Genomic DNA, 13431 nt, shown 5'->3' on the forward strand with positions numbered 1-13431 from the left:
TGAACCGAGAGGAGACGGCGCCGACTGCTCCCGTGGTGAGTTCGTGGTGAGTTCGTGGCGGGTTCGTGGCGGGTTCGTGGCGATCGCGAGAACGGGATACACCAGTTCGCGTTCAGAGCCGGGAACCGCAAAAACCCGTGATAGATCGTGTTCTTTGGCCGAGTTTCCGGCGACGCGTTCCGGTCGTTTTAAGTTCGGTTCCGCCCTCTACCGGGTAAGATCGCTCTCGGTCCGTGTTCAGTTACCGAGAGGGGGTTTAGCCATGAGTGAACGACTACACACCCGGGGGAGTCGCTCCCGAACGGAGACGGACGAGGAAGAATCGGAACGAACCGACGAGACACTTAGCTGTCCCGAGTGCGACGGGAACGTCATCAACGACGAGGAGCACGGCGAGAGCGTCTGCGCCGACTGCGGACTCGTCGTCGAGGCCGACTCGGTCGACCGCGGGCCGGAGTGGCGCGCCTTCGACTCCCGAGAGAAGGACGAGAAGAGCCGCGTCGGTGCCCCGACTACCAACACGATGCACGACAAGGGGCTCTCGACGAACATCGACTGGCGCGACAAGGACGCGTACGGCCGGTCCCTCGGCGCGCGCCAGCGCCAGAAGATGCAGCGGCTCCGCAAATGGAACGAGCGGTTCCGCACCCGCGACTCCAAAGAGCGCAACCTGAAGCAGGCGCTCGGCGAAATCGACCGCATGGCCAGCGCGCAGGGCCTCCCGGACAACGTCCGCGAGACCGCCTCGGTCATCTACCGCCGCGCGCTCGACGAGGACCTGCTCCCCGGCCGCTCCATCGAGGGCGTCTCCACCTCCTGCGTGTACGCCGCCGCGCGGATGGCCGGCGTCCCCCGCTCGCTCGACGAGATCGCGGACGTCTCCCGCGTTGAGAAGGCCGAGATCGCCCGGACCTACCGCTACGTCGTCCGCGAGCTCAAGCTCGAAGTGAAGCCGGCCGACCCCGAGCAGTACGTTCCCCGGTTCGCCTCCGACCTTGAGCTCTCCGAGGAGTCCGAGATGCGCGCGAAGAGCCTCCTCCGCAACGCCAAGGAGAAGGGCGTTCACTCCGGCAAGTCGCCGGTCGGCCTCGCCGCGGCCGCCGTCTACGCCGCCGCGCTGCTCACGAACGAGAAGACGACGCAGGCCGCCGTCAGCGAGGTCGCCGACATCAGCGAGGTCACCATCCGGAATCGGTACCACGAGCTGTTAGAGGCCGAGGACGGCCTCGTCGCGTAGGCGCCTCGATCCCTTTTCCGTCCGACGATACCACTTCGGTTCGAATGCACGGCTGGGACGCACACAGCTAAGTCCCCGCCCCCGGAACCCCCGCGTATGTTCGAGGAGTTCGTCCTGACCGCGAGCACGGCCGACCTCTCGGAGGAGCCGCGCGCTCGCGAAGACGCCGACGCCGTGGAGTTCCGGATGGACCTCGCGAGCGACCCGCTCGCCCAACTCGACGCCTACGATGGCGAGCTTCCGCTGCTCGTCACGAACCGCGCGTCGTGGGAGGGCGGCGAGGCGGCCGACCTCGGGCGCTACGATGCGCTCTCGACCGCGCTCGAATACGACGCGGTCGCCGCAGTCGACATCGAACTCGCCGCGCTCCGCGGGACGGCTCCCGAGGGCGAACAGTCGCACGCGACCGCGCTCCGCGACTCGGCCCGCGAGGCGGGCGTGAGCGTGGTCGTCTCGGTCCACGACTTCGAGTCGACGCCGGAGACTGACGCCCTCGTCGACCTGCTGGCCGACGCGGCCGGCGAGGGCGACGTGGGAAAGCTGGCGACGACGGCGAGCGCACCTGCAGACGCGCTCGCGATGATCGAGGCGACCCACGAGGCGACCGCGGCCGGCTACCGCGTGGCGACGATGTGTATGGGCGAAGCCGGCCGCCACACCCGAGCGGTGACGCCCGTCTACGGCTCGAAGATCGGCTACGCGCCGGTCGACCCCGCGAACGCGACCGCGCCGGGACAGTACCCGCTGGCGACGCTCCGTCGGCTCGTCGACGGATTGCGCGAGGGCGAGTCGGACGAGTGAGCTATTTATAAGCGAACGTGCGGCGGTGGCGCGCGCCCGTGAGCGACCGTCAGGCCGCGAACGGCGCGCGCGAGGGAGTCGCGAACGGAGTGAGCGACGAGGCTGGGGAGGCGTGAGGCTGCGGTCGCGGTACGGTCGGGGTGGGACTCAAAGGGGCAGCCGCGAGGGTGTTGGCGGTGTTCTCCGTCGATCGATCTCCAACGGTATATAAACGAGCGGCTGGGGCGTTGGCGGTGTTCACCGCTGGTACTGCGAGTACCGGTCGTAAACTATCACCGAAACTGCTGACCGCTTCGGCATACACCAATTCCGAGAGCCAAACCGCTTTACGAGCGCCCCTGTAAGGGACTGCAATGGCGACGTGCGACGTGTGCGGGGAGTACGAGAATCTCCCGTACCAGTGTAAGCGATGCGGCCAGTCGTTCTGCGGCGAGCACCGGCTACCGGAGAATCACGACTGCCCGGGGCTCTCGCAGTGGAACGACCCGGGCGGAGTGTTCGACAGCGGCTACGACGACGTCGTCGACGTCGGCGGATCCGGCGGGTCGGGCGAGTCGTCCGCTGGCGTCGTGGGCCGCGCCAAGCGCCGCATCGATCGCGAGACGAGCACCGGCGGGCTCGTGAGCTACTTCCGCGGGAACGCGACGTACGCCCTGTTGGCGGCGATGTGGCTCACCTTCCTCGCGCAGTGGGTCGTAACGCTCACCCTCGGCGACGCCGCCCACAGTCAGATATTCGTCCTCCGGTCGGACGCGATCGGTAACGTCTGGACCTGGTTCACCTCCGTGCTCTCGCACTCCAGGGTCCAGCTCTTCCACATCATCGGCAACAGCATCGTGATCCTGTTCTTCGGGCCGCTCGTCGAGCGGGCGGTCGGCTCCCGCCGGTTCGTGGCGTTCTTCTTCGGGTCCGGGATCCTCGCCGGCCTCGGCCACGTCCTGTTCGCGATCGCGACGAACGCGCCGACGACCGGCGTGGTCGGAGCCAGCGGCGCCGGCTTCGCTATCCTCGGCGTACTCACGGTGTGGCGCCCGAACATGCAGGTGCTCCTCTTCTTCGTCATCCCGATGAAGATCAAGTACCTGACGTGGGGGATCGCGCTGATCTCGGCGGTGCTCGTGATCCAAAGCGGCACGGGCGGCGTCGGGGGCATCGCGCACCTCGCACACCTGATCGGCTTCGCGATCGGGCTCGCGTTCGGGAAGCGCAACGAGGGCCTCGCGCGGTCCGCGGGCGGGTTCGGCGGCATCGGGGGCGGCGGCGTCCGCGGCCCCGGAGGACCGGGCGGCCCGGGTGGACCGGGCGGTCCCGGCGGACGCTTTTAAATGTCACCGCCGATCAACCCGGACACCGTCGCGCGCCCAGCGTTTCTCCCCGATCCCGCGCTCTCGCGGGGGGAGATGGAGTCGCTCCAGCGCGAGCTGGCGGCGACGGCGACGTTCGCGGACGACCACGACCTCGATCCGAGCGCGGTGACGATCGACGATCCGACCGACCTCACCGCCGGCCTCCCGCCAGCGCAGCCGAACGCGGGCGAGACCGAGACGCGGATCGACCCGAAACTCTCGGTCGGTCCTAACCCGGACGCGCCCGTCGTCGTCGGCGTCGATCAGGCGTTCTTGACTCCCGACGACGGCGAGGACCGGGCGGTCTCCGCGGCGGTCGCGATCCGGGACGGGGTCGTGATCGAGTACGCAAGCGCGACGACCCCGCTGTCGATCCCGTACGTTCCGGGTCTCCTCGCGTTCCGCGAGGGGGAGCCGATGCTGGCTGCCCTCGACGCGCTGGACGCCGAACCGGACCTGCTCGTGTGCGACGGCTCCGGTCGGATCCACTTCAGGGAGGCAGGGATCGCGACGCACGTCGGCGTGCTGCTGGACGTCCCGAGCGTCGGCGTCGCCAAGAGCCTCCTGTGCGGCGAGCCCGCGTCGTCGACCGACGGACGGCCAGAGGGCTGGCGGACCCCGATCCGCGCCGACGACGCGGTGGAGACGGCCGCGTCGCGGTCGGACGCCGACGCACCCGTCATCGGCTACGCCTTCCAGTCCCGGCAGTACCCGAACAGCCGGCGCGTGAACCCGCTGTACGTGAGCCCCGGCCACCGGGTGTCGGCCGAGACGGCCGTCGATCTGATCGACGCGCTGTGCGCGGGCTACAAACTCCCCGAACCGACCAGGATCGCGGACGCCTCGGCCGATTTGGCGAAGCGCGAGCGCGAGTGACCGACACGACGAGCCTGGTCTGCTAGCGCGCCCGGTGATCCCCCGTATCGTGACGCGATTTGGCATGGACCGTCGATTTATATATGCTGGCCCGCAAACGCGACGGTATGGGAGAAGAGGAGATGGACGGACCGATGTCTGCCGAGGAGTTTCGCTCACTGCGCGACGGGCTGGTGCGTCAGAGCTCCGGCGGGGGCACGACCGTGTACAAAAACGCCGCCGGCGTCGGGTGCCCGAACCCGGACTGCGACCGCGGCGTGTTCCAGACGCTGTTCGTCAGCGACCACGGCTGGCAGCAGATCGGCGCCACCCGCGACGGGATCGACCTCTGCCTGTGTAACACCGAGACGAAGCGGCTCGTGTTCATTCACGACGACTGAAACCCCGCTTGCGAGGGACGTGAGCGACCGGCGCGGGTCGCCTCAGTCGTCGTCCGCGGCCGGCTTCGCCCCGGTGTCGGCCGCGCACCGGTTCGGACCTAGCTCTAACTCGATCGCCGCGGTCTCGCTCGGTGGCGACTTGACGCCACGGTTCGCCGCGATGACGTCCTCGTAGTTCGGCGGCTTCTCTGGCAGCGTCGCCGTGATCCGCTCCACGAACGCCTCGCGGTCGAGACCGAGCACGCCGAGCCCCCGGCGCGCCGCGCCGACCGTCGTCGTCACTGGCTCGCCGGGCGTGACGTCCCCGGTCGTCCCGTCGTTCGCGACCGTGAAGTGGCCGGGGCAGACGACGACCCCGTCGGGCTCCGCGAGCAGCGTTCCGTGGAGCGAGTCGTAGAGTCGCTCGGCACCGGTGGCCGCGCCGGCGGACTCGTGCTCTTCTCCGCCGGCCGCGAACTGGAGCTCCGTCCGACCGACGCTGTCGGTGAACAACGTGTCGCCGGTGAGAAGCGCCGACCGCCCGACGAGGTAGCTCGCGCCGTCGTCGGTGTGGCCGGGCGTCGCGAGCGCCTTCACGTCGACGCCGCCGACGTCGAGCGTCTCGTTGCGCGCGAGCGACTCGAACGCGTACGCCACGTCGCGCTCGGCGGCCGCCGCCGGGAGGTAATACGGGACGTCGAGTTCGTCGGCGAGGTCCCGGCCGCCGGAGAGGTGGTCGGCGTGGACGTGGGTGTCAAGGACCGCCGCGATGGACGCGTTGCGAGCGGCCGCCGCCTCCTGCCACTCGTCGCCGTGTCGGGAGACGTCGACGGCGACCGCGACGCGGACGGAGTCGTCGGAGTTCTCTCGCCCGGAGTCGCCCTCGGACGCCCGTCCGCCCACGACGAGATAGCCGAGACACCCCTTCGCGCGCCGCTGGATCTGGACGACCTCGAGCGCGTCGTCGCCGACGTCGGGAAGCGGGACTGCGGTCCGGTCGTAGACGCCCGACCAGCCGCGCATCCCGTCAGCGAGGACGGTGACGTCGTCGTAGCCCGCCGCCTCGAGCTCCTCGGCGAAGTCGAGCGAGGACTTCCCCTTCGCGCAGGTCGTCACGATCGCGTCGCTCGCGTCGAGCCCGGTCTCTGCCTCGAAGTCGTCGATGTCGAACTCGTGGGCCGGCTTGTAGAAGTAATGAACCGAGTCGGCGATCCGCCAGCTCTCGTAGCTCTCGTCCGGTCGGGTGTCGACGAGGGCGAACGACCGCTCGCCGCGTCGGCGTTCGTCTATCCGGTCGCGAAACGCGTCCGCGTCGATGACGGTTGGCATACGTGGTGATTGGCACCGAACGGCAAAACACTGTCCGGTGTCTCCGGGCGGCGTCCGCCCCGACTCGCGTTCGAGTCCGCCGGCGCCCGCGATGGACAGGTTTTACCTGAGCGCCCGGTCAGGTGGGGGCATGGTCGAGGCGTTCGCGGTCGCCAGCGGCAAGGGCGGCACGGGCAAGACGACGAGCACGCTCGCGCTGGGGATGGCGCTGGCCGATGAGCACGACGTCACCGTCGTCGACGCCGACACCGGGATGGCGAACCTCCTCTTTCACGCCGGTCTCGACGACGCGACGGTCACCCTCCACGACCTACTCGTCGAGGGGACCGCGACCGACGTCGCGGACGCGACGTACGACCGCTTCGGGCTCTCCGTGGTCCCCTGCGGCACCTCGCTCGCTGGTTTCGAGGCCGCGGAACCGGAGCGGCTCCGCGACGTGGTCGCCGACCTCGCGAGCGACACCGACGTGCTCCTGCTCGACTCGCCGGCCGCGCTCGGCTCGAAGTCGGCGGTGCTCCCGGTCGTCCTCGCGGACCGCGTCGTCGTCGTCGTTGAGCCGACCATCCCCGCGCTCTCGGACGGGCTGAAGGTGCAGGAGTACGCTCGGTCGTACGGCACGGAGACCGCCGGTGTCCTGTTCAACAAGGTTCGAGACGACGCGACCGACGTGGCCGAGCAGGCCGAGCGTCACTTCGGTGGCCCGGTGCTTGCGCGCGTTCCCGACAGCGACGTGGTCCGGGAGGCTCGTCGCGCCGGCGAGCCGCTCCTGGCGCACGCGCCGGAGAGCGAGGCGGCGGCCCGCTATCGACGGGCGGTGAGCCGGCTCGACGTGCGCGACGGCGACGGCGACGCGGTCGCGGACCGCTTCCGGAGTGCGGTCGTTCCCGACACGCCATGACGGGCGCTGCCGACGGGCGGACGGAGCCGGATTCCGCGAGCGACGCCCCGGCGCTCAGGATTCCCCGCGGAACGCTCCTTCGCTCGCGGGTCGTCTCCGACGTGACCACCACGCTCTCGCGGGCGCTAGAGCGCGGGCTTACCGGGTACGCGACGCTCGTCCCGCAGGAGACGCTGTTGCTGGAGGGGGACGCGCGCGGCGTTCTCACCTTCGCTGACGGGGTTCCCGTGCTCGCGTACAACACGGTGACCGACCGCGGCGGTCCCGACGCGCTCGCGGAGATAGCGGTGCCCGGTCCGTACCGCGTCGAACTGTACGCTGTCGACGACGACCGGCTCGCCGCGGCCCACGAGGAGGACGCGCTCCGCGTCGCGCCGGGCGCGGCGGCGACGGAACTCGCCGACGATCCGGCGCTGGCCGACCGCACCCGCGAGGCGGCACCGGACGAGCGCGTGACCGGCCCAGGGGCGGACGACACCGACGCCGTCGCGGCGTTTCTCGCGGACGACGACCGGATCGAAGCGATCCGCGAGCAGGCGCGAACGGAGGCGGCCGAGCGCGCCGACGAGTGGGGGCTCGACGAGGCGCTCGCGGACGGCGCCGACGTTGACACCGATCGGACGGTTGCAGGCGATGACGACGGCGGCACCGACGACGGTGGAGCGAATCGAGACGACCGCCGAGCGGGGCGCTGAACGGAGCGGTTTTGTCGCTCGCAGCCGTACTAATCCCATCACAGTCCTCCGACTCCTCGGGCTGACGACGCCGGCCGACTTCGCCGATTGGTACGCGGCGAGCCGAGCCTACACCCGACACGTCGCCGACGGCATGGGGTTCGACGGCGCCGACGCCCTCGACGGCGCGCGCGTCGCAGACCGGCTCCGGACCGGTCACGAGGCGCTGTCGCCGCCGGAAGCGCGGTCGGTGGCGGCGACGTTGCTCGCCGATGGTGCCTTCTCTGAACCGTACTGCGAGTGGCTCCCGACGTGGTACGAACTCGCGCTGATCGCGCCGGTGCGCTACGGCGACTGGCGCCTCCGTCGCGTCGCCGGGGAAATCGCCGAGGCCGCGGGCGTGACGGTGACCGCACCGCGATTCTCTCGCCCCCAGGACGTGACCGTCGACGGTCGCCCGGCGCTCGCCGGTGTCTCGGGATTCCGCGACCGCTTCTTGTTGGCCGACGCGCTGCTGCACGTGGAGTGGTTCGTTCACGCCGCGGCGGCCGACGGTATCGACGTACCCCCTGACCTCGTCGAACGGACCCGCGAAGAGTCGCTGTCGTACTACGGCGGCGACCGTGAGTCGCTCTCGTCGCCCGTCCGCCGGTTCCAACGGCTCCTGTTCGCCGACGACGTGTGGGTCCGGCGAGTGAACGACCGGTACGCCCTCGACAGTCGACTGTTCGATCTTTGGGAGCGCCTCCTCCGCGCGGAGCGAGAGCGTCTCTCCGAGGTTTGATCGGCCGACCGGGGGCTGTTACAACTCCTGTAACATGTTACAAGGGTATACTCGGCTGTCCGCAGATAAGTATAGACTGCGGACGGCCGTAACACAGCGTACGAACCGGCCGGCGGTTCGTCTCTCTCCGCACACTTCGGCCCTCTCTTCGCGCGACCGACGGCTCCGAAGCGGGCTTCAACTCGCGGCGCCGGGCTCGGCGACTGACGTGCGGTCGCAGACGCACTGTCACACGGACCCGTAACTCGCGACTGAGTAATCTTTTATTCAGCGTTGTATCGTCCGGAAGCTTCATACGTCGGCTCCCGGATCCTCCGAGTATACGAATGGCAGTACTTTGGCTGGAGGATGTCGACGCCGATGATGTCGGGATCGTCGGTGGGAAGGCGGCTTCGCTCGGTGAACTCATCGGTGCCGGACTTCCGGTACCTCCGGGGTTCGCCGTCACAGCCGGCACGTACCGCACGTTCATCGAGGAGGCGGAGATCGACGAGGAGCTGTTCTCGGCCGTCGACGTCGACCCCGAAGACTCCGCCGCGCTCCGCGCCGCCGAGGAGCGCGCGGAGGAACTCATCCTCGAGACCCCGCTTCCCGAGACGGTCCGCGAGGAGATACTGGAGCGGTATCGATCGATGGGCGACGAGGACGGCGAGGCGTTCGTCGCCGTCCGCTCATCGGCGACCGCGGAGGACCTCCCGGATTCCTCCTTTGCCGGCCAGCAGGAGACGTTCCTCAACGTCCGCGAGGAAGCGCTCCTGCAGCGGGTGAAAGAGTGCTGGGCCTCGCTGTTCACCCAACGAGCGATCTACTACCGACAGCAGCGGGGGTTCCCGCACGCAGATGTCGACATCGCGGTCGTCGTCCAGCGGATGGTCGACGCCGAGAAGTCCGGCGTGATGTTCACGAGCCACCCCTCCACCGGCGAGCCGCAGATAACCATCGAGGCCGCGTGGGGGCTCGGTGAGGCGGTCGTCTCCGGCACGGTTTCGCCCGACAACTACGTGTACGACCGCGGTCGCGGCGTCGTCGACAGCGTGACCGTCGCGGACAAGAAGGTTGAGATGGTGAAGGACGCCGAGACCGGCGAGACCGTTCAGCTCGATGTCGAGGAGGAGCGCCGCACTGCACGGGTGCTCTCCGACGAGGAAATCGAGGAACTGGTCACGCTCGGCGAGCGCGTCGAGGACCACTACGGGACGCCCCAAGACGTCGAGTGGGCGATCCACGAGGGCGAGATATACATGCTCCAGTCGCGCCCGATCACGACGATTCAGGAGGGCGAGAGCGTGGACGACGCGGATGCGGCCGGAACCGGCGGCGAAACCCCCCGGAAGTCCACCGCCGGAGATGCGTCATCGGGCCAGCCCGGTGCGGGTAGCGTCCCGAACGGTGGCGAAGAGGAGGACGTCCTCGTCGACGGACTCGGCGCGAGCCCCGGTATCGTCTCCGGTGCGGTTCGGATCGTCCACAAGCTCGACCACCTCGACCAGGTCCAGGAGGGCGACGTGATGGTCACGGAGATGACGATGCCGGACATGGTCCCGGCGATGAAACGCGCGGCCGGCATCGTCACCGACGAGGGCGGAATGACGAGCCACGCCGCGATCATCTCCCGCGAGCTCGGCGTCCCGGCCGTCGTCGGGACGGGGAACGGCACGCGGGTCCTCGAAGACGGCCAGCAGGTCACGCTCGACGGCGACAAGGGCACCGTCCGCGCCGGCATCGACGAGAATGCCGAGTCGGGCAAGGAGTTCGAGCCCGTTGAAGCGGCGCGCCCCGAGACGCCGGTGAAGCCGATGACGGCGACGGAGGTGAAGGTGAACGTCTCCATTCCCGAAGCCGGGGAACGCGCGGCGGCGACCGGCGCCGACGGAGTCGGGCTCCTCCGGATCGAGCACATGGTGCTCTCGCTCGGGAAGACGCCCGAGAAGTATATCGCCGACCACGGCGCCCGCGCGTATCAGGATGAACTGATCGAGGGCGTCCGCCGCGTCGCCGACGAGTTCTACCCGCGGCCGGTCCGCGTGCGGACCATCGACGCACCCACCGACGAGTTCCGCGAACTTGAGGGCGGTGACGGCGAGCCTGTCGAACACAACCCGATGCTCGGCTGGCGGGGCATTCGGCGGAGCCTCGACAAGCCCGACCCGTTCCGCCAGGAGCTCGCGGCGTTCGCGCGCCTCTTCGATATGGGGTACGACAACCTGGAGGTGATGTTCCCGCTTATCAACGACGCCGCCGACATCGAGGGCGTGAAGGGCCACATGCGCGAGGCCGGCATCGACCCCGAGACGCGTCGCTGGGGCGTGATGATCGAGACGCCTGCGAGCGCCCTGCAGATCGAGGAGCTGGCGGCCGCCGGTATCGACTTCGCCTCCTTCGGCACGAACGACCTCACGCAGTACACGCTCGCGGTCGACCGCAACAACGAGCACGTCGCCGACCGCTTCGACGAGCTCCACCCGGCCGTGCTCAAGCTGATCGGCGACACGATCGAGACGTGCCGCGAACTCGGCGTCGACACGAGCATCTGCGGGCAGGCTGGCTCGAAGACGGAGATGGTCGAATTCCTCGTCGACGAGGGCATCTCGTCTATTTCGGCCAACATCGACGCCGTCCGCGATGTGCAACACGAGGTGAAACGGACCGAACAGCGGCTCCTCTTGGATTCAGTCCGCTGACGGGGCTGAACCCCGCCGCGATTCGCTGGCAGCCGTCGTCACTCGTCCGACCGTGAGACCGGAAAACGGAACGGGTACGACGTCCGTGGTACCGATTCCATCACCCCGAAAGTGACGTGCACGTCGTCGTCCTGAAGAGCGGCCACTTCTCCTTTCACATGGCCGCCGAACTGCTCGACGTCGAACTGGGGACGGTCCCGGTCGACGACGAGTATCGGGTCCCGAATCGACCCGCTTGCGGTCGATACTCCCCACTTGGAGACGCGGTCATTCCTCGCCGGCCGCGTACGTCTTCAGCGCTGTGAGCCGGCCGTCCGCGATGTCGAAGACGTCGACGAACGCGAACACTTCCTCGCCGTCGGCGTCGAGCAGCCGTCCGCGGACGGCGACCCCCGGACCGCTCGGGTACACAGCGTCGACGGCGTGGGTCGTGTCCGTCATCGGTCGCTCGTCGCGCATGAACGCCACGAAGCGGTCCCGTCCCTCGAAGGTGCGGTCCGGTCGCTGCTGGACGAACTCCGGGTGGAGCAGTCCGCTGAGCCGCTCGTAGTCGCCGGCGTCGAGCGCGTCGTAGTAGGCGCGAGCGAGCGCCTCGCGGTCCGCGGCCGGCGAGGGCGTCACGACGCGAGCGCCTCGAACTCCTCGGCGGAGGTGCGGGTCCCCTTCGCGATCACGGCGTCGCCGGGCCGCAGGACGGTGTCGATGTCGTGGCCGATCAGCCACCCTTCGTCCGGACGGCGGATCGCGATCACGCTCGTCGAGACGTCGGTCGTCGGAAGCCCGTTCCGGACGCTCGTGCCCGCGAGGTCGCTCCCCTCTCGGATCACGGTCCGCGTGATAATCTCGTCCGATTCCTGCACCGCCATCTCGACGACCCGGTGAACGCCGAGGTCGTGCGTGACGCCCTCGGTGATCTTCACCGCGGCGTCGGATATCTCCTCGGTGGCGACCCCGAGGTGGATCAGCCCGCGGAGGGAGACGGGGTCGTCCGCTTCGCGCGCAGCCCTGAGGGTCCACACCTCGAATCTCGACTGGAGCGAGTCGACCTCGACCTCCAGGTTGTCCACCTCCTCCGCGAGCGCCTCGTTGTCGAACAGGATCGAGCCGTATGCCAGATCGACCGCGAGCTCGGAGAGGTCCTTCATCAGCACGATGGAGTCGACCGCGCGCTCCAAGTCGTCGATCGCGGGCTCGACCGGCTCCTCAGGCCGGAAAGGCTCGCCGGTCAGTTCGGGATACGCTTCGCCGACGCCCGTCTCCGGGCCGCGCAGGAGCGTCACGTCGTCGGCCTTGAGCCGCGTGTTCGGCCCCGGATTGAAGATCCAGTCGTCGTCGCGCCGGATCGCGATAACCCGGACGCCCGTCTTCGACTCTAAGTCGATGTCTTGGAGCGAGCGCCCCGCGTAGGCCGAGTCCGCCACGACGGTGCCGCGGACGAGCGTCTCGACGCCTTCCGCCAGCGCGCCGCGCATCGCGTCGGGGAGACCGATCTCCTCGCTGACGATCTTCGCGATGTCACCCGCGGCGTCGGATATCTTGTCGGCCGCGCCGATCACGCCGAGCACCGGCGCGAGCGTCTCGGCCTCGTCCGGACTCCGCGCCGCGAGCATGAGGCTCATCCGCGCGCGCAACTGGAGGACGTCCATCCGGTATTCAAGGGCGACGACTTCGTCCGCGATCGTCGGGCTCGCGTGGAGTACCGCCGAGTACGACAGGTCTATCAGCAGCTCGGCGGTGTCCTTCATCTCCACGAGCAGGTCCTTCACGCTCGTCGGCTCGTACCGGACCGAGAGCGGCGAGTCCCGACGATGGAATCGTCCCATGCGCTCATTCACTCCGTCTCCGAGTAAAAGGCTTGTCACGGGGTCGTCGCGCCGGTTTTCGTCCGGGTCAGGCGGCGTCGCCGGCGACGTAGGCCGTCGACGCCTCGCCCCCGCCGGATCCCTCCCCGTCGACGCGCTCGGCGAGGTCGACGAGCGCCAGCCACTCCAACAGCCGGGCCGCCCGAGCGCGCCACGTCGCCTCCCACTCCGGGTCGCGGGCGCGGTCGTGCCGCGGGACCGACTCGCGGGTCGCCTCGAACAGCCCGGCCGGCGTGAGCGGGTCCGTCGGCGTCGCCGCCCGCAGGGCCGCGAGCGTCTCGGGCACGAGCAGGACGCCCTCGCGGAGTCCCTCGCGGACCAGTTCGGGGGTCGGTTCGGCGTCGGTTCTGACGAACCCGCGGGACGTCTCCCGGACGAGTCCGAGCGCGCGGAGGAACGCGAGCCAGTCGTTCGCGGTCCGTCGGTCGGGGAGGTCACATCGGTCGCGGAGGCGGGCGCAGCAGTCGTCGGTGCTGCCGGGCACGAGCGGCACCGCTCGCTGGAGTTCGCGGAGGTCGTCTACGGCGGCCGGGGGAGCGGGAACGGGTTTGAGTCGCACGTGGTCCTCGTGGGTTGGGGTGGGT

The 13431-nt window shown here is 69.3% G+C and carries 13 protein-coding genes; 9 read left to right on the plus strand and 4 right to left on the minus strand.

Going from position 1 to position 13431, the window contains the following annotated elements:
• Positions 1-262 precede the first annotated feature (262 nt).
• From ACNS84_RS01200 to ACNS84_RS01220, 5 genes are all read left to right on the plus strand, one after another.
• Positions 263-1237 (plus strand): transcription initiation factor IIB, encoded by a 975-nt coding sequence (locus tag ACNS84_RS01200; protein ID WP_144799462.1) that lies wholly within the window; start codon positions 263-265, stop codon positions 1235-1237.
• A gap of 96 nt (positions 1238-1333) precedes the next feature.
• Entirely contained in the window at positions 1334-2038 is a 705-nt protein-coding gene (locus ACNS84_RS01205) for a type I 3-dehydroquinate dehydratase (protein WP_435073029.1), read from the plus strand.
• Positions 2039-2391: 353 nt separating this feature from the next.
• The gene (locus ACNS84_RS01210) at positions 2392-3363 is read left to right on the plus strand and encodes a rhomboid family intramembrane serine protease (protein ID WP_435073030.1); all 972 of its coding nucleotides are present in this window, start codon (positions 2392-2394) and stop codon (positions 3361-3363) included.
• The gene (locus ACNS84_RS01215) at positions 3364-4260 is read left to right on the plus strand and encodes an endonuclease V (RefSeq protein ID WP_435073031.1); all 897 of its coding nucleotides are present in this window, start codon (positions 3364-3366) and stop codon (positions 4258-4260) included.
• Between the two features lie 107 nt (positions 4261-4367).
• Positions 4368-4640 (plus strand): DUF7385 family protein, encoded by a 273-nt coding sequence (locus tag ACNS84_RS01220; RefSeq protein ID WP_435073032.1) that lies wholly within the window; start codon positions 4368-4370, stop codon positions 4638-4640.
• Positions 4641-4682: 42 nt separating this feature from the next.
• Here ACNS84_RS01220 and ACNS84_RS01225 read toward each other — a convergent pair whose 3' ends face one another.
• Positions 4683-5948 (minus strand): MBL fold metallo-hydrolase, encoded by a 1266-nt coding sequence (locus tag ACNS84_RS01225; protein ID WP_435073033.1) that lies wholly within the window; start codon positions 5946-5948, stop codon positions 4683-4685.
• A gap of 130 nt (positions 5949-6078) precedes the next feature.
• Between ACNS84_RS01225 and ACNS84_RS01230 the strand changes: the two genes are divergently transcribed.
• The 4 genes from ACNS84_RS01230 (at position 6079) to ppsA (ending at position 10985) form a co-directional block, all read left to right on the plus strand.
• Positions 6079-6846 carry a nucleotide-binding protein gene (locus ACNS84_RS01230; RefSeq protein ID WP_435073034.1) on the plus strand — a complete coding sequence of 256 codons (768 nt, stop codon included), beginning with the start codon at positions 6079-6081 and terminating at the stop codon, positions 6844-6846.
• Positions 6843-7541, plus strand: coding sequence for a DUF8054 family protein (locus ACNS84_RS01235; RefSeq protein WP_435073035.1), 699 nt, complete (start codon positions 6843-6845; stop codon positions 7539-7541). Before ACNS84_RS01230 ends, ACNS84_RS01235 begins: the two co-directional genes overlap by 4 nt.
• 37 nt (positions 7542-7578) lie before the next feature.
• Positions 7579-8304, plus strand: coding sequence for a DUF8116 family protein (locus ACNS84_RS01240; protein ID WP_496923247.1), 726 nt, complete (start codon positions 7579-7581; stop codon positions 8302-8304).
• A gap of 326 nt (positions 8305-8630) precedes the next feature.
• Positions 8631-10985 carry a phosphoenolpyruvate synthase gene (ppsA, locus tag ACNS84_RS01245; RefSeq protein WP_435073036.1) on the plus strand — a complete coding sequence of 785 codons (2355 nt, stop codon included), beginning with the start codon at positions 8631-8633 and terminating at the stop codon, positions 10983-10985.
• 267 nt (positions 10986-11252) lie between these two features.
• On the opposite strand, the gene ACNS84_RS01250 is transcribed toward ppsA, so the two are convergent.
• From ACNS84_RS01250 to ACNS84_RS01260, 3 genes are all read right to left on the minus strand, one after another.
• A complete protein-coding gene (locus ACNS84_RS01250; protein ID WP_435073037.1) occupies positions 11253-11606 on the minus strand; it encodes a nuclear transport factor 2 family protein in 354 nt (117 codons plus the stop codon).
• The gene (locus ACNS84_RS01255) at positions 11603-12808 is read right to left on the minus strand and encodes a potassium channel family protein (RefSeq protein WP_435073038.1); all 1206 of its coding nucleotides are present in this window, start codon (positions 12806-12808) and stop codon (positions 11603-11605) included. Before ACNS84_RS01255 ends, ACNS84_RS01250 begins: the two co-directional genes overlap by 4 nt.
• 67 nt (positions 12809-12875) lie before the next feature.
• Entirely contained in the window at positions 12876-13406 is a 531-nt protein-coding gene (locus ACNS84_RS01260) for a double winged helix-containing putative transcriptional regulator (RefSeq protein ID WP_435073039.1), read from the minus strand.
• Positions 13407-13431: the final 25 nt, after the last annotated feature.

The organism is Halorubrum wangae, from assembly GCF_051194135.1.
Lineage (GTDB): Archaea > Halobacteriota > Halobacteria > Halobacteriales > Haloferacaceae > Halorubrum.